Origin of the sequence: Streptomyces sp. AK010, assembly GCF_014207295.1 — a bacterium.
Lineage (GTDB): Bacteria > Actinomycetota > Actinomycetes > Streptomycetales > Streptomycetaceae > Streptomyces > Streptomyces massasporeus.
Map to the genome: position 1 here is coordinate 134,290 of NZ_JACHCX010000004.1, position 22,998 is coordinate 157,287.

A 22,998-nucleotide genomic window follows, 5' to 3' on the forward strand; every position below is an offset into this window, starting at 1 on the left:
TGCTCCTCAGTACTCGCGCTCTGGTCCTGCCCTGCGTACGCGCCTCGTCGCGTACGGCGACGGCGCGACCGGGTGCGCGGCCCGGCCCGCCATCTCCGATCCTCCCACGCCGGGGCGGTTTGCCCGGCGGCCGGTCCATCAAGCGGACGCGTTCGCGGACGGGCCGTCGCCCTGACGCTGCTGCGGCGCGTACGCGCCGAGGAAGTCGGCACCGCTCGGCTGCTGCGCGGGCTCGGCCTGCCGCTGCGGGGCGTACGCGCCCAGGTGGTCGGCGCCGCTGCCCTGCTGCCCGTCCGGATGCGCCTGCCGCGGCGCGTACTGGCCGAGGTAGTCCGCGCCGCGTCCCTGCCCGTACTGGGCGGCGGCGTGGACCGACTGCCCGTTGCGCACCGCACGCCGGTGGGCGATCTTGCGCTTGATCCTGACGACCCAGGACGCCACGACGGCGAGCAGGATCAGGGCGAGCACCGTGATCTGCACCCAGTCGGGCAGGAACCCCAGCAGGGACTCGAATATCTGGGACTTGACAGACGCCTGAGGCAGACCTGCGGACATGACGGCCGTTCCCCTCCCCTGTTCCGCCCCCTGCGGAACCGAGAGCGGATCTTATCGGGCCGCGAGAGCCCGCTCGCCCGCTTTTCGCATGGCGTCCAGGGGGGGCGGTGCCAGCCCCGTCATCTGCTCGACCTGGAGCACGGCCTGGTGCACCAGCAGGTCGAGGCCGCTGACGACGGCACCGCCGTACGCCGACCAGCGGGCGGCGAGGTCGGTCGGCCAGGGGTCGTACAGGACGTCGAAGAGGGCCGCCGGGCGCTCCGGCACGGACCGGGCGAGGGCGTCGGTGACACCGGCCGGCGTCGTGCTGATCACCAGGGGGGCGCGCAGGGCCCGCTCGGCGTCGGCCCAGTCGGCGATACGGACGGCGACGCCGAGCCGCTCGGCCCATTGGCGCATCTCGGTGGCCCGGGCCTCGCTGCGCACGTACACGGCGATCTCGCCCGGGCAGATCCGGGACAGCGCGGCCAGCGCGGAGGAGGCGGTGGCACCCGCGCCGAGGACGGCGGCGGCGTCGACCTTGTCGATGCCGTGCTCACGCAGCGCTGCCACCATGCCGGGGATGTCGGTGTTGTCGCCGATCCTGCGGCCGTCCTCGGTGCGGACGACGGTGTTGACGGCGTCGACCGAGGCGGCGGTCTCGCTGATCTCGTCGAGCAGCGGGATCACGGCCCGCTTCAGCGGCATGGTCAGCGAGAGCCCGGCCCACTCGGGGCCGAGCGTCTCGAAGAACCCGGGCAGGCCGGCCTCGTCGACCTCGAACCTGTCGTACGTCCAGCCGGCCAGGCCCAACTCCTGGTAGGCGGTGCGGTGCAGGACCGGGGAGAGCGAGTGGGCGATCGGGGAGCCGAGTACGGCGGCCCGGCGTGGTGCGGCCATCAGGGATTCCTCAGTTGTTCCGCGAGGCGTTGAACTGGTCGACCAGCTTCTGGTGTTCGGCGTTCGTCTTCGTGAACTTGCTGGTCCTGCCGTCGAGCGAGATGAAGTAGTACCAGCCGTCGTCCGTCGGCTTGAGGGCGCCCGCGATCGCGTCCTCGCCCGGGTTGTCGATCGGACCGGGCGGCAGACCCTTGTGGAAGTACGTGTTGTACGGGTTGTCGTAGTTCCGCAGTTCGCTCAGGCTCAGGTCGATCTTGCTCTGGTTCTTGATGTAGTTGTAGGTGGAGTCGAACTCCAGCATGCCGTTGGTCTGCGGGTTGCCGGGCTTCATCCGGTTGTAGACGACCTCGGCCATCTTGCGGAAGTCGCTGTGGCTCGTGCCCTCGGCCTGGACCAGGCTGGCGATGGTGACCAGTTGCCACGGGTCCTCGAGTCCGAGGCTCGCGGCCTTCTTCTCGAGGCCGAGCTTCTCGTACGTCGCGGTGGCCCGCTTGACCATCTGCTTCAGGACGGCCTCGGGCTTCTGGCCCTCGCTGACGCCGTAGCTGGAGGGGTAGAGGAAGCCCTCCAACGGGTCCTTGACGTCGGCGTGGTTCTGCGCCCAGGCGGGCAGACCGAGCTGCTTGTAGTCCTTCTTGGCCACGGCGGCGGTGGTGCCCGCCTTGACCTTGAGGCGCTTGTCGATGAGCCGGTAGATGTCGGCGTTGCGACGGCCCTCGGCGATGATCAGGTTGTCGCGGCTCTTCGGACTGAGCATCAGTTCGACCGCACTCGCGGCCGACATTTGCTTCTGCAGCGTGTACACGCCGTCCTGGATGCCCTTGCCGTTCGGGTTGTCCTCCTGGGCGGCGACGAACGCGTCGACGCTCTTGACGACCCCCGCGCTTTTCAGCACCTGGCCGATCTTGTAGCCGAGCGCCCCCTCGGGGATCTCGACGGACACCTGCTGCCCGTTGCCGTCGCCCGCGAAGTCCGCGGGGTCGCCGAAACGATCCTGGTAGAACTGGTAGCCGAAGTAGCCGGCACCGCCCAGAGCGCCGCCGAGGCTCACGACGACCAGCAGGCAGGCCATGCCGTTGCGGCGCTTCTTCGGTTTGCCGCCGCCGCGCCCCCGCTTGCCCTCGCGTCCGCGGCGCTCCCCCGGCTCGTCGCCGTCGTCATCGTCGTCGCCCGCGAAGAAGGCGTGCTCGCCCTGATCGGGGCCGGGATCCCAGTCGGTCACCGCTTCCTGGGCGGGCTCCTGAGCGGGCGCGACCCCTCGCCGGCCGGGCGGCTCCGGGGGCGGATACGCGTCGGGGGTGCCGTAGTAGTCCTGCTGTCCCCCGCCGTACGCACCGGCCTGCTGACCGTAGGGGTCCGCCGGGTCACCGGGATAGGAGACCTGCTGGTGCGGGTCGTTGACCCAGCCGCCGGTGTCGTACTGCTGCTGGTGGTAGCCCTGGCCCTGCTGGTGTCCGGGGTCCTGCTGGCCGGGGTACTGCTGGTGGCCGTGGGCCTGTGCCGCGTAGTGCTGGTCGGACGGGTACTGCTGCTGCACCTGACCGTATCCGGCCTGGTCACCGGTGCCCCAGTCGCCGTACTGGGGCTGCTGCGACTGCTGCGGATAGTGCTGCGGCTGGCCGCCGTAGGGGGGCTGCTGACCCTGATGGGCCTGCTGCCCGTCCCATCCGCCGTCCCCGTACAACGGGTCCTCCGGATGCCACGGTTCGGAGCCCTGGCCCCGGCCATACTCAGTCATCGATCCCCTAGAGCCGCGAGGCGGCGGTCGCGCGGCTTCCGGCCCGCCTCCCGTCCCGCCTCTTGCTGTGCGGTGGCTGTTCGAACGCCGCCGCATCGCGCGGAACGTTACCGTATCGCGATCAGATGACCACTTCGACGCCTTCGCCGGGTGCTTTACCTGACACCCGTTCGGATTCGAGGGCTTGTTGCAGGATGACCACGGCTGCCGCCTGGTCGATGACGGACCGGCCCTTCTTGGATTTCACGCCCGAGGCGCGCAGTCCCTGGCTGGCCGTCACCGTCGTCATGCGTTCGTCGACGAGTCTCACCGGAACCGGTGAGATCATGCGGGCCAGTTCCCGGGTGAAGGCCCGGACCTTGACCGCGGCCGGGCCCTCGCCCCCCTTGAGGGAGCGCGGGAGACCGACGACGACCTCGAGGGGCTCGTACTCCTCGACGAGTTGTTTCAACCGTCGCTGAGCTGCGGGGATGTCACGCCCCGGGACCGTCTCCACCGGGGTGGCGAGGATCCCGTCGGGGTCGCATGAGGCGACCCCGATGCGGGCGTCCCCGACGTCGATCGCGAGTCGACGTCCTCTGCGCATGCTGTCCGACCCGTCTCTTACTTGGCCGTCTCGGTGACCAGACGCTCCACGGCGTCCACGGCGTCACCGATGGCGGCCGGGTTCTGGCCGCCGCCCTGGGCGACGTCCGGCTTGCCGCCACCGCCGCCGCCGAGGGTCTTGGCGGCCGTACGGACCAGTTCGCCGGCCTTCAGGCCGCGCTCGCGGGCGGCCTCGTTGGTGGCGATCACCGTGAGCGGCTTGCCGTTCGCCACCGTGAACAGGGCGACGACGGCGGCCCGCCCGCCCTGGATGCGTCCGCGCACGTCGAGGACCAGCTTGCGCAGGTCGTCGGCGGTCGTACCGTCCGGGACCTGACCGGTCACGACAGCAACGCCACGGATGTCCTTGGCCGACTCGGCGAGACCGGCGGCGGCCTGGAGGACCTTCTCGGCGCGGAACTTCTCGATCTCCTTCTCGGCGTCCTTCAGCTTGCCGAGCATGGCGGAGACCTTCTCCGGGAGCTCCTCCGGGCGGCCCTTGATCAGCTCCTGGAGCTGGGCGACGACCGTGTGCTCCCGGGCGAGGAAGTTGTAGGCGTCCACGCCGACGAGGGCCTCGATCCGGCGCACACCCGAGCCGATGGACGACTCGCCCAGCAGCTTCACCAGGCCGAGCTGGGCGGTGTTGTGCACGTGCGTGCCGCCGCACAGCTCCTTGGAGAAGTCGCCGATGGTGACCACGCGGACGCGCTCGCCGTACTTCTCGCCGAACTCGGCGATGGCGCCCTGCTTCTTGGCCTCGTCGATGCCCATGACGTCGGCGCGGACGTCGAGGTCGCGGGCGAGCACCTCGTTGATCTTCTGCTCGACGTCGGTCATCACGGCCGTCGGGACGGCGGACGGGGAGCCGAAGTCGAAACGGAAGCGGCCGGGCTGGTTCTCGGAACCGGCCTGGGCGGCCGTCGGGCCGAGGGCGTCGCGCAGGGCCTGGTGGGTCAGGTGCGTGGCCGAGTGGGCGCGGGCGATGGCCTTGCGGCGGCGGTCGTCGATCGAGGCGTGGGCCTTGGCACCGACGGTGACCTCGCCGACCTGGACGACGCCCTTGTGGACGTAGACCCCCGGGACCGGCTTCTGGCAGTCGCGGATCTCGATGACGGCACCGGTGTCGACCTTGATGCGGCCGGTGTCGCCGATCTGGCCGCCGCCCTCGGCGTAGAAGGGGGTGCGGTCGAGGACGATCTCGACCTCGTCGCCCTCGGTGGCGGCCGGGGAGGAGGCGCCGTCGACGAGGATGCCGACGATCGTGGACTCGCTCTCGGTGTCGGTGTAGCCGATGAAGTCGGTGGCACCGGCCTGGTCGGCGATCTCACGGTAGGCACCGGCGCCGGCGTGCCCGGTCTTCTTGGCCTGGGCGTCGGCCTTGGCGCGCTCCCGCTGCTCCTTCATCAGGCGGCGGAAACCGTCCTCGTCCACGGAGAGGCCCTGCTCGGCGGCCATCTCCAGGGTGAGGTCGATCGGGAAGCCCCAGGTGTCGTGGAGCAGGAAGGCCTTGTCGCCGGGCAGGACGGTGCCGCCGGCGGCCTTGGTGTCGGTGACGGCCGTGTCGAGGATGTTGGTGCCGGCCTTCAGCGTCTTGAGGAAGGCGTTCTCCTCGGCGAGGGCGACCTTCTCGATGCGCTCACGGTCGGTGATGAGCTCGGGGTACTGCTGGCCCATCATCTCGATCACGGTGTCGATCAGATCCTTCACGACCGGACCGGTGGCGCCGAGCAGGCGCATGTTGCGGATGGCGCGGCGCATGATACGGCGCAGCACGTAGCCGCGGCCCTCGTTGCCGGGGGTGACACCGTCGCCGATCAGCATCACCGAGGTGCGCATGTGGTCGGTGACCACGCGCAGGGAGACGTCCGAGTCGTGGGCGTCGCCGTAGCGGACGCCGGTCAGCTCGGTGGCCTTGTTGATGACGGCCATCGAGGTGTCGATCTCGTACATGTTCTGCACGCCCTGCAGAATCATGGCGAGACGCTCGAGGCCGAGGCCGGTGTCGATGTTCTTGCTGGGCAGTTCGCCGAGGATCTCGAAGTTGTCCTTGCCGATGCCCTCGCCCCGCTCGTACTGCATGAAGACGAGGTTCCAGATCTCCACGTACCGCTCGTCGTTGACGGCGGGGCCGCCCTCGACGCCGAAGTCGGGGCCGCGGTCGTAGTTGATCTCGGAACACGGGCCGCAGGGGCCGGGGACGCCCATGGACCAGTAGTTGTCCTTCATGCCGAGGCGCTGGATGCGCTCCTTCGGCACGCCGACGACCTCGTGCCAGATGCGCTCGGCCTCGTCGTCGTCCTTGTACACGGTGATCCACAGGCGCTCGGGGTCGAGGCCGTAGCCGCCCTTGTCCTGGGCGCTGGTGAGCAGCTCCCAGGCGTACTTGATGGCGCCTTCCTTGAAGTAGTCGCCGAAGGAGAAGTTGCCGCACATCTGGAAGAACGTGCCGTGCCGGGTGGTCTTGCCGACCTCTTCGATGTCCGGCGTGCGCACGCACTTCTGGACGCTGGTGGCGCGCGCGAAGGGCGGCTTGACCTCACCCAGGAAGTAGGGCTTGAAGGGCACCATGCCGGCCGGGACGAGGAGCAGAGTCGGGTCGTCCGCGATGAGCGACGCCGAAGGGACGACGGTGTGACCGCGCTCCTCGAAGAAGCTCAACCAGCGGCGGCGAATCTCAGCCGACTCCATCAGTGGTCCTCATTCCGGTTGTACGGGTGCGTCTGGTACGTCGAACCCTCGACGTACTTCGGGTTGTTGCGGTTCTCGATGGCGATGTGACGGCGGGGGCCGGGCAGCTCGGGATTCTCGTTGATCCCGAGGGCGTCGCCCAGTTCGGCCTCCCGCACGGCCATGTTGTCGCGGACGTCGAGCGCGAAGCCCACGGCACGGTCCTTGATGCGGTGACCGGCCTCGATCGCCTTGTTCCCGGCGGTTCTGGCGAGGCTCTCGGGGGTCAGCTGCTTCAGCTTGCGATTGACCTTGGTGGTGGCCCACACACCGGCGGCGACGCCCGTGGTGAACCAGAAGGTGCGGCGGAACATCGCTGGCTCTCAGTCCCTCTTCCCTCGGGCGCTGCGCCGGGTGACCGTACGGCCCACGATCACGGTACGCCTGGACGCCTTGGCGGGCACGTCCTCCTTGCGGCCGCCCAGGGCCCGGCGCACGCCGTAGCCGAAGGCCGCGACCTTGACCAGGGGGCCGCCGAAGGTGGAGGCGACGGTCGTCGACAGCGCCGAGGCGTTCGACGTGACCTCCTGGACGTCGGAGGCGATCGAGTCGACCCGGTCGATCTGGGTCTGCGCGGAGCGCACCGCCGTGGAGGCGTCGGCCAGCAGCGGGACGGCCTGGTCGGTCACGTCCGCCACGAGCTTGGTGGTCGCCTTGAGCGTCTGGGCCACCCTCGCCAGCGCGACGGCGAGGAAGGAGACCAGGATCGCCCAGAAGACGGCCACCAGGATCCCGGCAACCTCTCCACCGGACACTGTGTGCACCCGCTCCCTGAAACGTGCCTGAACATCGAAAAAGTCGTGCGACGAGCCTATCGCGACCGCGACGGCACTCCGTACCGGATTTGGCTCCGGCGGGCGCGGCGCCGGAAAGGGCCTGGGCGATCAGCGACTTCTGGTGGGCGACTTCGGCGCGGTACCGGATGCCGGTGACATCGGTGCGCGCCTTGCAGGCGACGTGGAGATCGGCACGCCAAGCGCATCCCGGGGCGAGTCGAGGAAGGGGAGGGGAACGAAAAACCCGCTGCCTCCCACCCTGACGGTGGGAGGCAGCGGGCTCGGCGCGAGGCCGGTGGTACCGCCGTCGCTGAGGAAGATCAGCGGGCGTAGTACTCGACGACGAGCTGCTCGTCGCAGATCACCGGGATCTCCTTGCGGTTCGGCTCGCGGTCCAGGCGGAACGCCAGGCCCTTGAGGTTCACCTGGAGGTAGCGCGGGGTCTCACCGTCGGGGGCGAAGCCACCCTCACGAGCGATCGTGAAGAGGGTCTTCTCCTTGGAGCGCTCGCGGACCTGCACCACGTCGTCCGGACGGACACGGAAGGAGGGCTTGTCGACCTTCTTGCCGTTGACCGCGATGTGGCCGTGCACGACCATCTGGCGGGCCTGGTAGATCGTGCGGGCAATGCCCGAACGCAGAACCAGGGCGTCGAGACGGCGCTCCAGCTCGATGATCAGGGCCTCACCGGTCTTGCCCTGGACCTTGGAGGCACGCTCGTAGGCGCGGACGAGCTGGCGCTCGGACACGTCGTACTGCGCGCGCAGACGCTGCTTCTCGAGCAGACGGACCTTGTAGTCCGAGTTCTGCTTGCGGCCGCGGCCGTGCTCACCCGGCGGGTAGGGGCGGGCCTCGAAGTACTTGACGGCCTTCGGGGTCAGCGCGATGCCGAGGGCACGCGACTTCTTGACCTTGGGGCGGGACTGGTTCGCCACTGTCTTTTTCTCTTTCCTGGTTTCCGGCTTGTCAGGGTTGAGGGAGGTCGCATCCGCAGCCGGGGAAACCCTCCTCGGTCCTGGTGGACCCCGGTGGGCAGCCGCTCCCCTGGTCTGGGCACATACGTGCAGCACGCGAGTGGCCCACCGACCGGTTCCGTCGTGCGACGGTGGTGGTGGGCTGCCCGCGACACCGTTCGACGGTGCGCAACGCTCCTGGAGCCGGTCCGGGGACCGGGCTCCGGCCGACTGTCCCGTTCTGACTGCACGAGACGCGGCACTCCGGCCGAGTCTACAGGGTGCTCAGGACCGCTTTCGACCGAGGTTCTTCCGGGTCCACTCCACCGCGTCCGCGTAGCGGGCCTCCGCGCCGTGCCGGGTCGGCTCGTAGTACTCGCGGCCCTTCAGTTCGTCGGGGGCGTACTGCTGGGCCGCGATGCCCTCGGGCAGGTCGTGGGGGTAGACGTAGCCCTGGCCGTGGCCGAGCTTGGTCGCGCCCTTGTAGTGGCTGTCGCGCAGATGGGCGGGGACGGGTCCGGCCAGGCCCTTGCGGACGTCTTCGAGGGCGGCGCCGATCGCGGTGGTCGCGGCGTTGGACTTGGGGGCCAGGGCGAGGGCGATCGTGGCGTGGCTGAGGGTGAGGGCGGCTTCGGGGAAGCCGATCATGGCCACGGCCTGGGCGGCGGCCACCGCCGTCGGCAGAGCGGTCGGATCGGCCAGGCCGATGTCCTCGCTGGCGGAGATCATCAGGCGGCGGGCGATGAAGCGGGGGTCCTCGCCGGCCTCGATCATCCGGGCCAGGTAGTGCAGCGCGGCGTCGACGTCGGAGCCGCGGATGGACTTGATCAGGGCGCTGGCCACGTCGTAGTGCTGGTCGCCGTCGCGGTCGTACTTCACGGCGGCCCGGTCGACCGTCTCCTCCAGGGTGGTCAGGCCGATCTCCGCCTCGCCCTTGTCGAGGGCGGCCCCGGCGGCCGCCTCCAGGGCGGTCAGGGCGCGGCGGGCGTCACCGCCCGCGATCCGCAGGAGGTGGTTCTCGGTCTCCTCGGGGAGGGTGACGGCGTCCTTGAGGCCGCGCTCGTCGCCGAGGGCACGGCGGATGAGGCTCCTGATGTCCTCGTCCGTGAGCGGTTCGAGGGTGAGCAGCAGGGAGCGGGACAGCAGGGGGGAGATCACCGAGAAGTACGGGTTCTCCGTCGTCGCCGCGATGAGCGTCACCCAGCGGTTCTCGACGGCCGGGAGCAGGGAGTCCTGCTGGGCCTTGCTGAAGCGGTGGATCTCGTCGAGGAAGAGGACGGTCTCCTTGCCGTAGCCGCCGGAGGCGCGGCGGGCGCCGTCGATGACCGCGCGGACCTCCTTGACGCCCGCGGTGATCGCGGACAGCTCCACGAAGCGGGCGTCGGTCGCCTTGGAGACGACGTAGGCCAGGGTGGTCTTGCCGGTGCCGGGCGGGCCCCACAGGAGCACCGAGGAGGGGCCGGCCGGGCCGGACGCCTCCCCGACCAGTCTGCGCAGGGGTGAGCCCGGCTTCAGCAGATGCTGCTGGCCCACGACCTCGTCGAGGGTGCGCGGGCGCATCCGGACCGCCAGGGGGCTGCTGGACGGCACCTTCTCCTGGCGTTCTTCGGCTGCGGCGGTGAACAGGTCGGGCTCCACGTCAGAAACCCTAAATCACGGCACTGACAATCCGGCCGGGCCCCGGATGCGGGGGCTCAGCTCAGCCAGAAGTCCCACCAGCGGGTCAGGACCAGCATGCCGATGATGCCGATGTGCAGCACGGGCATGACCCAGGTGAACTCGCCGAAGAAGCTCTTGAGCCAGGTCGGGGCGGGCAGGAAGCCCTTGCGGATGTTGAACGAGGTCACGTACCAGAACATCAGGATCGTGGCGACCCAGGCGAGGCTGCACCACAGGCAGAGCGCGTTGATCCGGTACAGGGACTGGAACATCAGCCAGGCGCAGAAGACCACGCCGAAGAGGCAGCCGGCGTTGAAGGTGAGCCAGTACCAGCGGGGGAAGCGAGCGCGGGCGAGCAGGGCCATGCCGACGCCGATGACGATGCCGTAGCAGACGAGGCCGAGCATCGGGTTCGGGAAGCCGAAGACGGCGGCCTGCTTGCTCTCCATGACGCTGCCGCAGGACACGACCGGGTTGAGGCTGCAGCCGGGCGTGTAGGTCTTGCCCTCGACCTTGGCCTCGAGGATCTTGAACTTGTCGATCGTGATGACCCACGCGGCGAGCAGTCCGGCCGCGCCGGTGATCACCAGCAGCAGGGCCAGGGCCCGGCTGCCGCCCTCCGCGCGCGGTGCGATCTCGGCGCGCTCCGGCTCGGACTCCGTGGAGACGTCCTTCGCTGTCGTCTTGCTCATCACGCCGATTCCGTCACTTGAGACCTGAACATCTTCGGGCAGGGCCATTGTGCCGCACAGGTGCCCCTGTCCGCCGTTCAGTGGACATAAGGATGTCCGCCCGGTCGTCCCTGAGGGGTGGGTTCCGGCCGACGCTCGTCGCATGACAGCACAGGGGTACGAACTCGCCGTGGACGTGCGGGGGCTGCGCAAGCGGTACGGGGGCCTGACCGCCGTCGACGGCATCGATCTCGGTATCCGGCGGGGCGAGGTGTTCGGCCTGCTCCGGGCCCGACGGCGCGGGCAAGAGCACCACGGTGGAGATCCTCCAGGGCAACCGGGACCGGGACGCGGGCGAGGTGTCCGTGCTCGGGTCGGACCCGGCGACCGGCACGCGCGCGTGGCGCTTTCGTGTCGGAATCGGCTGGCAGGACGAATCGGCACCCGCAGAGTCGACGGTCCGGGAGACCGTGCGGCACTTCGCCCGCTACTGCCCCCGGCCGCGGGACCCGGAGGAGGTCATCGGTCTGGTCGGTCTGGAGACGAAGGCGGACAGCCGGACCAAGGCGCTGTCGGGCGGCCAGCGCATGCGCCTGGACGTGCCGCTCGGCGTCATCGGGGGCCCTGACCTGCTGCTCCTGGACGAGCCGACGACCGGGTTCGGCCCGGCGGCCCGGCGGCGGTTCTGGTCGCTGATCCGCGCCTTGGCCGAGGAGGGCACGACCGTCGTGCTGACCACGCACTACCTGGAGGAGGCGGAGGCCCTCGCGCACCGGCCGGCCGTCGTCGCCAAGGGCCGGATCGTCGCCGAGGGCGAACCCGGAGCCCTGCGGGAGCGGTACGGCACCGGGGCCACCGTGGCGTGGACCGAGCCGGACGGCAGCCCGCGCGCGCTGCGCACCGGGACGCCGGCCCGGGCCTTCGCCGATCTCATGGGGCGCTGCGGCGGCGAGATCCCCGGGCTGACGGTGACCCGCCCCACGCTGGAGGACGTCTGCCTCCGGCTGACCGGGCAGTCCCAGGAGGACGCGCGATGACCACGACCGCCGTACGGGAGCGCGGTGACGTCGGCGTTCGGGCGGCTGCCTGGCGCGTGGGGGCTGGTGCGGCGGGGCGCCCTGGAGATCAGGCAGTTCATCCGCCAGCGCGACCAGGTGGTGTTCACCTTCGCCTTCCCGGTCGTCTTCCTGTTCCTGTTCGCGTCGATCTTCCGGGACGACGTGGAGGGCGCGTGCATCACCGCCTCGCAGGTGTAACTGCCGGCCATGATGGCCGCCGGGATCATGTCGACGAGCTTCCAGGCGCCCGGCATCTCGATCGCGGCGGCCCGGCTGGTCGACCAGCACCGCACGAAGCCGGAGCGGCCCCGGCTCTCGGAGCGCGAGACGGCGGTGCTGCGACTGGTGGCCGAGGGGTGCACGAACGCGGAGATCGGGCGGCGGTTGTTCATCGGGGAGTCGACGGTGAAGACGTGTCTGCTGCGGGTCTTCGGCAAGCCGGGGGTCGACGACCGGACCGCGGCCGTCACCAGCGCGATGCGGTTCGGGCTGCTGGACTGAGGGCTGCTGAGGGAACGGGAACGGCCTCGGCCTCCAGAGCCACGGGGGCTGTGAAGGCCGAGGCCGTTCCCGTCCGGGCGGCTGATCAGCCCAGCCGCGCTTCCAGCTCCGCCACGATCTCGTTCACGCCCACCGCCGTCTGCTCGCCGGACTCCATGTCCTTGAGCTGGACGACGCCCTCGGCGAGGTCGCGTTCGCCGGCGACGACCGTGTAGCGGGCGCCGCTGCGGTTGGCGTTCTTCATCGCGCCCTTGAGACCCTTGCCGCCGTAGGAGAAGTCGGCCGCGATGCCGTTCTTGCGGAGCTCGGTGACCTTGGCGAACAGGACGCGGCGGGCCTCCTCGCCGAGCGGGACGGCGAACACGCTGGTGGTGGCGGGCAGTTCCAGCTCGACGCCCTCCGCCTGCAGGGCGAGGACCGTGCGGTCGACGCCGAGGGCCCAGCCGACGGACGGCAGCGCGGGGCCGCCGATCATCTCGGAGAGGCCGTCGTAGCGGCCGCCGCCGCCCACCGCGGACTGCGAGCCCAGACCGTCGTGGACGAACTCGAAGGTCGTGCGGGTGTAGTAGTCCAGACCGCGGACCAGCTTCGGGTCGTCCTCGAAGGAGACGCCCGCCGCCGTGATCAGCTCGCGGACCTCCTCGTGGTAGGCCTTGCACGCGTCGCACAGGTAGTCCCGCAGCAGCGGCGCGTCCCCCAGCTGCTTCTGGACCGACTCGCGCTTGTCGTCCAGGACACGCAGCGGGTTGATCTCCGCGCGGCGCAGGGTGTCCTCGTCCAGGTCCAGGCCGCGCAGGAACTCCTGGAGCGCCGTCCGGTACACCGGGCGGCACTCCTGGTCTCCGAGGCTGTTGAGCAGGATCCGGAAGTTGCTCAGGCCCAGCGAGCGGTACGCCTGGTCGGCCAGGATGAGCAGCTCGGCGTCCAACGCCGGGTCCTCCGCGCCGATCGCCTCGGCACCGACCTGCGAGAAGTGGCGGTAACGGCCCTTCTGGGGGCGCTCGTAGCGGTAGTACGAGCCGGAGTACCAGAGCTTGACCGGGAGGTTGCCGGCCTTGTGCAGGTTGGCCTCCAGCGCCGCGCGCAGAACGGAGGCCGTGCCTTCGGGGCGCAGGGCGAGCCGGTCGCCGCCCTTGGTCTCGAAGGCGTACATCTCCTTGGTCACGATGTCGGTGGACTCACCGACCCCGCGCGCGAAGAGTTCGACGTTCTCGAAGCCCGGCGTCTCGATGTAGCCGTAGCCGGAGTTGCGCAGCGGGGCGGCGATCGCCTCACGGACGGCGAGGTAGACGGCGCTGTCCGGGGGGATCAGGTCGTACGTGCCCTTGGGGGCCTTGAAGGTGCTCACGGAAGGTCTCGTCACATTCCTCGTCGGGGAGCCCGAGCGGGTCCCTGGCCGGCGGCCACCTGCCGCAGATACGGGTTGGTGGAGCGCTCCTGGCCGATGGTCGTCTGGGGGCCGTGGCCGGACAGCACCACGGTCGAGTCGTCGAGCGGCAGGCACACGCGGGCCAGCGAGTCGAGCATCTCGGCCATGTCACCGCCGGGCAGGTCGGTACGTCCGATGGAGCCGGCGAACAGCAGGTCGCCCGAGAAGAGGACCGGCGGGATGTCCGCCGCCTCGGGCATGCCGAAGGTCACCGACCCCTTGGTATGGCCCGGCGCGTGCGCGACGGACAGCTCCAGGCCCGCCAGCTCCAGCTTCGCCCCGTCGGTCAGCTCCTTGACGTCGTCCGGCTCCCCCACGGTCAGCTCGCCCAGCAGCGGCATCCCGATGGAACGGCCGATCCCCTTCTCGGGGTCGCTCATCATGTACCGGTCGTCCGGGTGGATCCAGGCCGGCACGTCGTGCGCGCCGCACACCGGGGCGACCGACGCCACATGGTCGATGTGGCCGTGGGTGAGGACGACGGCGACGGGCTTGAGGCGATGCTTCCTGATCGCTTCCTCGACGCCGTCGGCGGCCTGATGGCCGGGGTCGATGATCACGCACTCCTCACCGGCGGCGGGGGCGACGAGGTAGCAGTTCGTCCCCCAGGCCCCGGCGGGGAACCCGGCAATGAGCACGATCGTCCTTCGTTGTGTCGACATACGGGCGGCTAAGGCTGCTCACAGAGCCTACCGGCGCTGCCGATTCCTCAGCGAACCCATATACGGTACGGGGCACACGCACGCGCTCGGCACACAGGACGCACGCGTACCGGTCGACGTATCAGACCCTTGAGGAGAGAACCCGGTGGTCAGCCAGGAACAGCGGCGGCGTCAGCTCGCCCGGGAGAAGTTCTTGCGGCAGCAGCAGCGACGCACTGACGCGCGACGCAAGGCCCGTATCCGCAACTCCGTGATCGCCTCGGCTCTCGGCGTGATCGTGGTCCTGTCGGTGACGGTCTTCCTGACCAAGCCGTTCGAGGACGACGGCAAGAAGGAGAACGCGAACGCGGAGGTCACGCCGAGCGCCACGCCCAGCAGGGCCCCGGACCCGTGCGAGAAGCCGGCCCCGGGCAAGGTCAAGTCGGAGACCTGGAAGAAGGAACCGGCGATGACCGTCGACGAGTCGGCGAAGTACACGATGAAGCTGGACACGACCTGCGGTGAGATTGACGTCGCGCTGAAGGCGTCGGCGGCGCCGCACACCGTCAACTCGTTCAACTTCCTTCTCGGCAAGGGCTACCTGGACCACAGCAAGTGCCACCGGCTCACGGACCAGGGCATCTACGTCCTGCAGTGCGGCGACCCGCAGGGCACCGGCATGGGCGGACCGGGCTACACCATCCCGGACGAGAACCTCAAGGACAAGAGCCTCAAGGGCGGGACGTACCCGGCGGGCACGGTCGCGATGGCGAACCAGTACAACGCGCAGACCAAGCAGGGCCGCAACAGCGGCGGCAGCCAGTTCTTCCTCGTCTACCAGGACAGTCAGCTGCCGCCCGACTACACACCGTTCGGCACGGTGTCCGAGGCGGGCATGAAGGTCCTCAAGAAAATCGCGGATGCCGGGGCGCAGGCTCCCGACCCTCAGACGGGCAATACGGCGCCCAACGCGACGGTCGTGATCAACAAGGCCACGATCACGAAATCCTGACCCCCAACTGCGAAATTTCGGTCGCGCGGGATGCGGACACGCCCCCCGCCGGTCGCCTATGTTGGCCGTGACGAAACTGTGGACGATGCCCGGGGGAGCTTCAGGCCCCTCGCAGGCATCATGTGGAGGAGGCGCTGTGAGCAGCGACCCGTGGGGCCGCGTCGACGAGACGGGGACCGTGTACGTGCGTACGGCCGACGGCGAGCAGGTCGTCGGTTCCTGGCAGGCAGGCTCCCCCGAGGAGGCGCTGGCCTATTTCGAGCGCAAGTACGAGGGCCTGGTTGTCGAGATCGGCCTCCTCGAGAAGCGAGTGAAGACCACCGACCTGTCGGCCAAGGACGCCCAGGCCGCCATCGACCACATCCGCGAGCAGGTCGACGCGCACCACGTGGTGGGCGACCTGGACGCCCTGCGGGTCCGGCTGGACAAGCTCGTGGAGCTGGTGGAGGCGCGCCGCGAGGAGCGCAAGGCGCAGCGGGCGAAGCAGTCCGACGAGGCCCGGCACGCCAAGGAGGCGCTGGTCGCCGAGGCGGAGGAGCTGTCGCAGTCCGACCAGTGGCGGGCGGCCGGTGAGCGGCTGCGGGCCCTGGTGGACACCTGGAAGGGTCTGCCGCGTCTGGACCGCAAGTCCGACGACGAGCTGTGGCACCGGTTCTCGCACGCGCGCTCGGCGTTCTCCAAGCGGCGCAAGCAGCACTTCGCGCAGCTGGACGCGCAGCGCGAGGAGGCCCGCAAGACCAAGGAGCGGCTGGTCTCCGAGGCCGAGGCGCTGTCGAACTCGACGGACTGGGGCGTGACGGCGGCGCGCTACCGCGAGCTGATGTCCGAGTGGAAGGCCGCGGGCCGCGCTCAGCGCGAGCACGAGGACGATTTGTGGAACCGCTTCCGCGGCGCCCAGGACGTCTTCTTCGCGGCCCGCAGCTCGGTCTTCGCCGAGCGGGACGCCGAGCAGTCGGAGAACCTCAAGCTCAAGGAGGAGCTGGCCGAGGAGGCCGAGAAGCTCCTGCCGATCGCGGACCTGAAGGCGGCCCGCGCCGCGTTCCGGAACGTGAACGAGCGCTGGGAGGCCATCGGCCATGTGCCGCGCGACGCCCGGCCGAAGGTCGAGGGCCGGATGCACGCGGTGGAGCGGGCCATCCAGGAGGCCGAGGAGGCCGAGTGGCGCCGGACGAACCCGGAGGCACGCGCGCGTGCCGAGGGTCTGACGGGCCAGCTCCAGGCAGCGGTGGACAAGCTGCGGGGCCAGATCGAGCAGGCGCGGGCGCAGGGCAACAACGCCAGGGCCGACAAGCTCCAGCGTGAGCTCGACGGCCGCCAGGCGCTGCTGGACCAGGCGCTGAAGGGCCTGCAGGAGTTCGGAGGCTGAGCAGTCCGTCGAAAGGGGCTCCCGTACGAGGTGTACGGGAGCCCCTTTCGTGTGGTCGGAGGTGACGACCGCTGACGAGCGGTTACGACCTGCTGCGCGCCGACGTCACCCGGTACACGTCGTAGACGCCCTCCACGCCCCGGACCGCCTTCAGCACATGGCCGAGGTGCTTCGGGTCGCCCATCTCGAAGGTGAAGCGGGAGGTGGCGACGCGGTCGCGGGAGGTCTGGACGGCCGCGGAGAGGATGTTGACGTGCTGGTCGGACAGCACGCGGGTGACGTCCGAGAGCAGCCGGGAGCGGTCCAGCGCCTCGACCTGGATGGCGACCAGGAAGACCGAGGACTGGGTGGGAGCCCACTCGACGTCGAGGATGCGCTCGGGCTCGCGGGACAGCGAGTCGACGTTCACGCAGTCGCTGCGGTGAACCGACACTCCGCTGCCGCGGGTGACGAAGCCGATGATGGGGTCGCCCGGGACGGGGGTGCAGCAGCGGGCCAGCTTGACCCACACGTCCTCGACGCCCTTGACGACGACGCCCGGGTCGGCGCTGGAGCGGCGCTTGCGGCTGCGGCCTCGGGCCGGCGGAACCGACTCGTCGATCTCCTCGGTGGCGGCCTCCTCGCCACCGAGGGCCTGCACCAGCTTCTGCACGATGTTCTGCGCGGAGACATGGCCCTCGCCGATCGCCGCGTACAGGGCGGAGATATCGGCGTAGCGCATCTCGTGTGCGAGCGTCACCAGGGAGTCGCCGGTCAGGATGCGCTGGATCGGCAGGTTCTGCTTGCGCATCGCGCGGACGATGGCGTCCTTGCCCTGCTCGATCGCCTCGTCGCGGCGTTCCTTGGAGAACCAGGCGCGGATCTTGTTGCGGGCGCGCGGTGACTTGACGAAGCCGAGCCAGTCGCGGGAGGGCCCGGCTCCGGCCGCCTTGGAGGTGAAGACCTCCACCAGGTCGCCGTTGTCAAGGGTGGACTCCAGCGGGACCAGCCGGCCGTTGACGCGGGCGCCTATGGTGCGGTGCCCGACCTCGGTGTGCACGGCGTACGCGAAGTCCACCGGGGTGGCCCCGGCGGGGAGCGCTATGACGTCGCCCTTGGGGGTGAAGACGAAGACCTCGTTGCGGGACAGGTCGAAGCGCAGGGACTCCAGGAACTCACCCGGGTCCTCGGTCTCCTTCTGCCAGTCCAGGAGCTGGCGCAGCCACGCCATGTCGTTGAGGTGGTCGTCCTTGCCCTTGCCGGACGACTTGGGGGCGTCGCTGCGCACCTTCGAGGCGCCGGCTACGGCCTCCTGCTTGTACTTCCAGTGCGCGGCGATGCCGTACTCGGCGCGGCGGTGCATGTCGAACGTGCGGATCTGCAGCTCGACCGGCTTGCCGCCGGGGCCGATGACCGTCGTGTGCAGCGACTGGTACATGTTGAACTTGGGCATCGCGATGTAGTCCTTGAACCGGCCGGGGACCGGATTCCATCGCGCGTGCACCGTGCCGAGGGCCGCGTAGCAGTCGCGGACGGTGTCCACGAGGACGCGGATGCCCACCAGGTCGTAGATCTCCGCGAAGTCCCGGCCGCGGACGATCATCTTCTGGTAGACGCTGTAGTAGTGCTTCGGGCGGCCGGTGACGGTCGCCTTGATGCGGGCCGCGCGCAGGTCCTGCTGGACCTCGTCGGTGACGATGGCCAGGTACTCGTCACGCTTCGGCGCCCGCTCGGCCACCAGCCGGACGATCTCGTCGTACATCTTGGGGTAGAGGATCGCGAAGGCGAGGTCCTCCAGCTCCCACTTGATGGTGTTCATGCCCAGGCGATGGGCGAGCGGCGCGTAGATCTCCAGGGTCTCGCGCGCCTTCTTCTCCTGCTTCTCGCGCTTGAGGTAGCGCATGGTGCGCATGTTGTGCAGGCGGTCGGCGAGCTTGATGACCAGGACACGCGGGTCCTTGGCCATGGCGACGACCATCTTGCGCACGGTCTCGGCCTGCGCGGCCTCGCCGAACTTGACCTTGTCCAGCTTGGTGACGCCGTCGACGAGCAGCGTGACGACGTCGCCGAAGTCGCGGCGCAGGTCGTCCAGGCCGTACTCGGTGTCCTCGACGGTGTCGTGCAGCAGGCCGGCCATCAGCGTGGCCGGATCCATGCCCAGCTCGGCGAGGATGGTGGTGACGGCGAGGGGGTGCGTGATGTACGGGTCGCCGCTCTTGCGCTTCTGGCCGCGGTGCCAGCGCTCGGCGACCTGGTAGGCGCGCTCGATCTGGCGGAGCGTGGCCGTCTCGATCTTCGGGTCGTTGCTGCGCACTATCCGCAGCAGCGGCTCCAGCACCGGGTTGTACGGGTTCGCGCGCTGCACACCGAGCCGGGCCAGACGGGCACGGACGCGGTTGGATGAGCCGGAGCGGGCCGGCTGTCCGGCTGCCTGACGTACCGCGGGCGGCGGGGTGGGCTTGGGCCGCGACTGATCGGCGGGCTTGTCGACCGGTGCCGCCTGGGCATGCTCGACCGGCCCGCGGGTGTCGTTCTTCGCGTGGGGCGCGCTCGGCGCGGGCTTCGCCGCGGCTGCCGAGGCGGACTCGGGCTTGGCGGCGGTCAGGTGCTGGGCCTCGTCTGGCAAGAGGGCTCCTCGTGCGCGATCCGGGTCCCCCGGTCAGGTTCCGGAGACCCCATGGTAGCGATCCTGAGCTCCAGGATCGCCTTCAGGCCAATGTGAGCACCGTCTACCCGGCACAACACGGGAGGCGGGCTCCGGATTCCTCCGGGCCCGCCTCCGCGGTGTCATGCCGGTGTCCGCGGGGACACCGTGGTCGCTAGACCGTGAGCAGCGCCTCCAGCGGGGCACCGTTCAGCGCCGGCTCCAGGCGGGCGCGGCCGCTCAGGAAGCCGAGCTCCATGAGGACGGCCAGTCCCGCGACCTCGGCGCCGGCCCGGCGGATGAGCTGGACCGAGGCCTCGGCGGTGCCGCCGGTGGCGAGGACGTCGTCGACGATCAGGACGCGGTCCTCGGCGGTGAGGTCCTCCGCGTGCACCTCGATCTCCGCCGAGCCGTACTCCAGGTCGTAGGCCTGGGCGAGGGTCGCTCCGGGGAGCTTGCCCGCCTTGCGTACGGGGATGAAGCCGAGCCCCGCGCGGACGGCGACCGGGGCGCCGAGGATGAAGCCGCGGGCCTCCAGGCCGATGACCTTGGTGGCACCGGTGCGCTCGGCGATCTCGGCGAGGGCGTCGGTCAGGGCCGTGAGCGCCGCCGGGTCCGCCAGGAGCGGGGTGATGTCCTTGAACATCACGCCCGGCTCCGGGTAGTCGGCCACGTCGCGGATGCGGCTGAGCAGCAGCTCCTTGATGTCGGTCATCGGCGCTTGCCCGAGGGGCGGCCGCGGCCACGCGTGCGCGAGGCCGGCTGGTTGCGCGGCCCGACCACCGCGGGTGCGGCGTCCTCGGGCTCGTCCGCGTACGCCTCGTCGTCACCCTGGACCTGCTGGGTCTCGCCCTTGGCGGCGGCCTGGGCCCGCTTGGCGAGGACGCGCTTCTTCAGGGCCTTCATCGCCGGCTCGCGCTCCTTGAGGTCGGCGACGAGCGGGGTGGCGATGAAGATCGAGGAGTACGCACCGGCGGCGAGGCCGACGAACAGCGACAGCGAGATGTCGTTCAGCATGCCGGCGCCGAGGACACCGCCACCGATGAACAGCAGGCCCGCGACCGGCAGCAGCGCGACCACCGTGGTGTTGATCGAGCGGACCAGAGTGCTGTTGATCGAGCGGTTGGCGACGTCGCTGTAGGTCCAGCGGGTCTGCTTGGTGAGGTCCTTCGTCTGTTCCTTGAGGCTGTCGAACACGACGACCGTGTCGTACAGCGAGTAACCGAGGATGGTCAGCAGACCGATCACCGTGCCCGGTGTGACCTCGAAGCCGACGAGGGCGTAGATACCGACGGTGATGGTGATGTCGTGGATCAGCGCGACGAACGCGGCGAGCGCCATGCGCCACTCGAACGCGATCGCCAGGTAGATCACCACGAGGATCAGGAAGATGCCGAGGCCCTGCCAGGCCTTGTCGGCGATCTGCTCACCCCAGCTGGGGCCGACCAGTTCGGCGTTGATCTGCTCCGAGTCGACCTTGAGGTCGTCCGAGAGCTGGTTCTTGATCTGGTTGGCCTTGTCGGTCTCGATGCCCGCGACCTGGATGCGCAGGCTTCCGTCGCCGAGTTCCTGGACGATCGCGTCGTGACCGGAGGCCGATTCCGCGTACTCCTCGGCCTGGGAAACCGAGACACTGACGTTCTTCGGGGTGGTGAAGACGGCACCGCCCTGGAACTCGATGCCCATGTTCAGGCCGCGCACCGCCAGGCCGACGATGGCCGTGATGGTGATCAGGATCGACAGGCCGTACCAGATCTTGCGGTTCTTGACGAAGTCGTAGCCGATCTCGCCACGGTGCAGCCGGGCGCCGAGGTTGCCGAGTTTCGACATCTCACGCCTCCTTCGTCTCGACGGGGGCGGAGGGACGGCGGGTGCGGCGCAGTGGCGGCTGGGCACCCAGGCTCTTCGGGTCGAGGCCGGACCACTTGTGGCCGCTCGCGAAGAAGGTGCGACGCGCCAGCAGGGTCAGCAGCGGCTTGGTGAAGAGGAAGACCACGACGACGTCGAGCAGCGTGGTCAGGCCGAGCGTGAAGGCGAAGCCGCGCACCTTGCCGACGGTGACGATGAAGAGCACCGCGGCGGCGAGGAACGACACGAAGTCGGAGACCAGGATGGTGCGCCGGGCGCGAGGCCAGGCCCGCTCCACGGCGGGACGCAGCGTACGGCCCTCGCGGATCTCGTCCCGGACGCGTTCGAAGTAGACGATGAACGAGTCCGCCGTGATGCCGATGGCGACGATGGCACCGCAGACGGCCGGCAGGTTCAGCGCGAAGCCGATGGCCGGGCCGAGCAGGGCCATCAGCGTGTAGGTGAGGGCGGCGGAGACCAGCAGCGACAGGATCGCGACGAACGACAGACCGCGGTAGTAGGCCAGCAGGTAGATGACGACCAGCGCGAGACCGATCGCGCCGGCGATCAGACCGGCCTGCAGCTGGTCACCGCCCAGCGCGGCGGTCACCGTCGTCATGCTGTCCACCTTGAAGGTCAGCGGCAGCGCGCCGTAGCTCAGCATGTTGGACAGGTCCTGGGCGGACTGCTGGTTGAAGTTGCCGGAGATCTCGGCGTTGCCGCCGGTCAGGGCCTGCCGGACGAACGGGTCGGAGACGACCTCGCCGTCCAGGACGATCGCGAACTGGTTTTGCGGGGACTGGTTCTGCGCCAGCTTGCCGGTGATGTCCGCGAACTTCTTGGCGCCGCCGTCGGTGAAGTCCATCGTGACGGTCCAGCCGGCACCGGTCTGCGTGTTCAGGACGGCCTGGGCCTTGTCGACGTCCGTGCCGTCGACCTCGGCGGGGCCGAGGATGTACTTCTGCCACTGGCCCTGCGCGTTCTTGCCGCAGGCCAGGGTGGGCTGGGATGCCTTGACGCCGTCGCCCACGGTGGAGCGGGTCTTGGTGTCCGTGCAGTCGAGCTTGGCGTACTTCGCCTGCAGCGCGTTCGCGTCGGCCTCCGCGGAGCCGCTGTCGGCCGACGGGGAGGGGCTGGCTCCGGGCTTGTCCGAGGCACTCGCGGACGGCGTGGCGTCGGCCTTCAGCCCGTCGGTGACCGCGCGGCCCTGGGTGGTGGGCGTGGCGGACGGCGAGGCGGAGTTCTTGTCGGTGGCCGCGGGCTTGTCGCTGGCCGCGCCGGACGGCTTGCCCGAGGGGCTGCCGGTGGGGCTCGGGGAGGGGCTGGCCGCGCCCTTGCCGCCGGAGACCTCGGTGGCGATGACCGGGCGGAAGTAGAGCTTGGCGGTGGTGCCGACCTGCTTGCGGGCCTGCTCGGAATTGGTCCCCTTGGGGATGTTCACGACGATGTTGTCGCGGCCCTGCGTCTGGACCTCGGCCTCCGAGACGCCCAGACCATTGACGCGGCGCTCCATGATGGAGACGGCCGTGTCCATGTTGGTCTTGTTGATCGCCGACTCGTTGCCGGCCTCGGGGACCGCGCGGAGCGTGATGCTCGTGCCGCCGGCAAGGTCGATGCCGAGTCGCGGCTTCGTGTGCCCCGAGGCGAACATCCCACCGGTGAGCGCCGCGATGGCGATCAGGATCAGGGCCAGCGAGCGACCCGGCTTGCTCTGGGCGCTCGCGCTCCGGCCCTTTTTAGGTGTGGCCACCTTCTCGTACTCCCTCTCGGGCCACCTCGCTCCGGATCGGCGGACGGGCGGCCATGACATGGTGTCGGGATTCCGTGCGAGCTGGGCGTGTCCCGGGGTGGGGGGGGGGCGGGCCCCCCCCCCCCCCCCCGGCCCCCACCCCCCCCCGGAGCCGGCGGGGGTATTTGGGGCGGACGCCCCGCTCGCCCCCGCCGCCCCCGCCGGCCCCGCGGCCGCCCCCGCCC

Annotated in this window: 18 protein-coding genes and 3 pseudogenes; 5 read left to right on the forward strand and 16 right to left on the reverse strand. The window is 70.0% G+C overall.

The features are described from left to right. Positions 1–138 precede the first annotated feature (138 nt). From HDC93_RS09375 to HDC93_RS09420, 10 genes are all read right to left on the reverse strand, one after another. Positions 139–555, reverse strand: a complete 417-nt coding sequence (locus HDC93_RS09375; RefSeq protein ID WP_185009108.1) for a hypothetical protein — start codon at positions 553–555, stop codon at positions 139–141. Between the two features lie 51 nt (positions 556–606). Continuing rightward, entirely contained in the window at positions 607–1,434 is an 828-nt protein-coding gene (locus tag HDC93_RS09380; protein WP_185009110.1) for a shikimate dehydrogenase, read from the reverse strand. A gap of 10 nt (positions 1,435–1,444) precedes the next feature. Then, a complete protein-coding gene (gene mltG, locus HDC93_RS09385; protein ID WP_185009112.1) occupies positions 1,445–3,172 on the reverse strand; it encodes an endolytic transglycosylase MltG in 1,728 nt (575 codons plus the stop codon). 121 nt (positions 3,173–3,293) lie between these two features. After that, positions 3,294–3,758 (reverse strand): Holliday junction resolvase RuvX, encoded by a 465-nt coding sequence (gene ruvX / locus HDC93_RS09390; protein ID WP_185009114.1) that lies wholly within the window; start codon positions 3,756–3,758, stop codon positions 3,294–3,296. 17 nt (positions 3,759–3,775) lie between these two features. Then, a complete protein-coding gene (alaS, locus tag HDC93_RS09395) occupies positions 3,776–6,448 on the reverse strand; it encodes an alanine--tRNA ligase (RefSeq protein ID WP_185009116.1) in 2,673 nt (890 codons plus the stop codon). Then, entirely contained in the window at positions 6,448–6,801 is a 354-nt protein-coding gene (locus HDC93_RS09400) for a hypothetical protein (protein WP_097215538.1), read from the reverse strand. Before HDC93_RS09400 ends, alaS begins: the two co-directional genes overlap by 1 nt. A gap of 9 nt (positions 6,802–6,810) precedes the next feature. Continuing rightward, positions 6,811–7,251: a DUF948 domain-containing protein gene (locus HDC93_RS09405; RefSeq protein ID WP_051715496.1), complete on the reverse strand. Its 441-nt coding sequence runs from the start codon at positions 7,249–7,251 to the stop codon at positions 6,811–6,813. A 332-nt stretch (positions 7,252–7,583) separates the two neighbouring features. Then, positions 7,584–8,198, reverse strand: a complete 615-nt coding sequence (rpsD, locus tag HDC93_RS09410; protein ID WP_031104240.1) for a 30S ribosomal protein S4 — start codon at positions 8,196–8,198, stop codon at positions 7,584–7,586. A 303-nt stretch (positions 8,199–8,501) separates the two neighbouring features. Next, positions 8,502–9,854: a replication-associated recombination protein A gene (locus HDC93_RS09415; RefSeq protein ID WP_185009119.1), complete on the reverse strand. Its 1,353-nt coding sequence runs from the start codon at positions 9,852–9,854 to the stop codon at positions 8,502–8,504. 56 nt (positions 9,855–9,910) lie between these two features. Further along, positions 9,911–10,567 carry a vitamin K epoxide reductase family protein gene (locus HDC93_RS09420; RefSeq protein WP_185009121.1) on the reverse strand — a complete coding sequence of 219 codons (657 nt, stop codon included), beginning with the start codon at positions 10,565–10,567 and terminating at the stop codon, positions 9,911–9,913. Between the two features lie 142 nt (positions 10,568–10,709). Here HDC93_RS09420 and HDC93_RS09425 point away from each other — a divergent pair. The 3 pseudogenes from HDC93_RS09425 to HDC93_RS09435 all read left to right on the forward strand — a co-directional run. Beyond that, a pseudogene (locus tag HDC93_RS09425) lies at positions 10,710–11,583 on the forward strand (ABC transporter ATP-binding protein). Then, positions 11,580–11,877, forward strand: a pseudogene (locus tag HDC93_RS09430) (ABC transporter permease); the annotation flags it as partial. The pseudogenes HDC93_RS09425 and HDC93_RS09430, both read left to right, overlap by 4 nt. Beyond that, positions 11,869–12,105 (forward strand): annotated as a pseudogene (locus HDC93_RS09435) (LuxR C-terminal-related transcriptional regulator); the annotation flags it as partial. The pseudogenes HDC93_RS09430 and HDC93_RS09435, both read left to right, overlap by 9 nt. 85 nt (positions 12,106–12,190) lie before the next feature. Here the strand turns inward: HDC93_RS09435 and hisS are convergent. Further along, a complete protein-coding gene (gene hisS, locus HDC93_RS09440) occupies positions 12,191–13,453 on the reverse strand; it encodes a histidine--tRNA ligase (protein WP_185009123.1) in 1,263 nt (420 codons plus the stop codon). Positions 13,454–13,464: 11 nt separating this feature from the next. Then, positions 13,465–14,172, reverse strand: coding sequence for an MBL fold metallo-hydrolase (locus HDC93_RS09445; protein ID WP_185009125.1), 708 nt, complete (start codon positions 14,170–14,172; stop codon positions 13,465–13,467). A 169-nt stretch (positions 14,173–14,341) separates the two neighbouring features. Here HDC93_RS09445 and HDC93_RS09450 point away from each other — a divergent pair, with 169 nt between their 5' ends. Both HDC93_RS09450 and HDC93_RS09455 read left to right on the forward strand, forming a co-directional pair. Continuing rightward, positions 14,342–15,187: a peptidylprolyl isomerase gene (locus HDC93_RS09450; protein ID WP_185009127.1), complete on the forward strand. Its 846-nt coding sequence runs from the start codon at positions 14,342–14,344 to the stop codon at positions 15,185–15,187. A 136-nt stretch (positions 15,188–15,323) separates the two neighbouring features. Continuing rightward, positions 15,324–16,553, forward strand: coding sequence for a DUF349 domain-containing protein (locus HDC93_RS09455; protein WP_185009129.1), 1,230 nt, complete (start codon positions 15,324–15,326; stop codon positions 16,551–16,553). 82 nt (positions 16,554–16,635) lie between these two features. On the opposite strand, the gene relA is transcribed toward HDC93_RS09455, so the two are convergent. The 4 genes from relA to secD form a co-directional block, all read right to left on the reverse strand. After that, positions 16,636–19,158: a GTP pyrophosphokinase gene (gene relA, locus HDC93_RS09460; RefSeq protein WP_185009131.1), complete on the reverse strand. Its 2,523-nt coding sequence runs from the start codon at positions 19,156–19,158 to the stop codon at positions 16,636–16,638. Positions 19,159–19,351: 193 nt separating this feature from the next. Further along, positions 19,352–19,891, reverse strand: a complete 540-nt coding sequence (locus HDC93_RS09465) for an adenine phosphoribosyltransferase (RefSeq protein ID WP_185009133.1) — start codon at positions 19,889–19,891, stop codon at positions 19,352–19,354. Next, positions 19,888–21,006 (reverse strand): protein translocase subunit SecF, encoded by a 1,119-nt coding sequence (gene secF / locus HDC93_RS09470; protein WP_185009135.1) that lies wholly within the window; start codon positions 21,004–21,006, stop codon positions 19,888–19,890. The genes HDC93_RS09465 and secF overlap by 4 nt, the downstream gene beginning before the upstream one ends. Before the next feature lies 1 nt (position 21,007). Next, a complete protein-coding gene (gene secD, locus HDC93_RS09475; RefSeq protein ID WP_185009137.1) occupies positions 21,008–22,774 on the reverse strand; it encodes a protein translocase subunit SecD in 1,767 nt (588 codons plus the stop codon). Between the last annotated feature and the right edge of the window lie 224 nt (positions 22,775–22,998).

Excerpts from the sequence above, each read along its gene's own strand:
- HDC93_RS09375 (WP_185009108.1), bottom strand. The coding sequence starts at position 555 with ATGTCCGCAGGTCTGCCTCAGGCGTCTGTCAAGTCCCAGATATTCGAG.
- HDC93_RS09380 (WP_185009110.1), bottom strand. The coding sequence starts at position 1,434 with ATGGCCGCACCACGCCGGGCCGCCGTACTCGGCTCCCCGATCGCCCAC.
- mltG (WP_185009112.1), bottom strand. The coding sequence starts at position 3,172 with ATGACTGAGTATGGCCGGGGCCAGGGCTCCGAACCGTGGCATCCGGAG.
- ruvX (WP_185009114.1), bottom strand. The coding sequence starts at position 3,758 with ATGCGCAGAGGACGTCGACTCGCGATCGACGTCGGGGACGCCCGCATC.
- alaS (WP_185009116.1), bottom strand. The coding sequence starts at position 6,448 with ATGGAGTCGGCTGAGATTCGCCGCCGCTGGTTGAGCTTCTTCGAGGAG.
- HDC93_RS09400 (WP_097215538.1), bottom strand. The coding sequence starts at position 6,801 with ATGTTCCGCCGCACCTTCTGGTTCACCACGGGCGTCGCCGCCGGTGTG.
- HDC93_RS09420 (WP_185009121.1), bottom strand. The coding sequence starts at position 10,567 with ATGAGCAAGACGACAGCGAAGGACGTCTCCACGGAGTCCGAGCCGGAG.
- HDC93_RS09465 (WP_185009133.1), bottom strand. The coding sequence starts at position 19,891 with ATGACCGACATCAAGGAGCTGCTGCTCAGCCGCATCCGCGACGTGGCC.
- secF (WP_185009135.1), bottom strand. The coding sequence starts at position 21,006 with ATGTCGAAACTCGGCAACCTCGGCGCCCGGCTGCACCGTGGCGAGATC.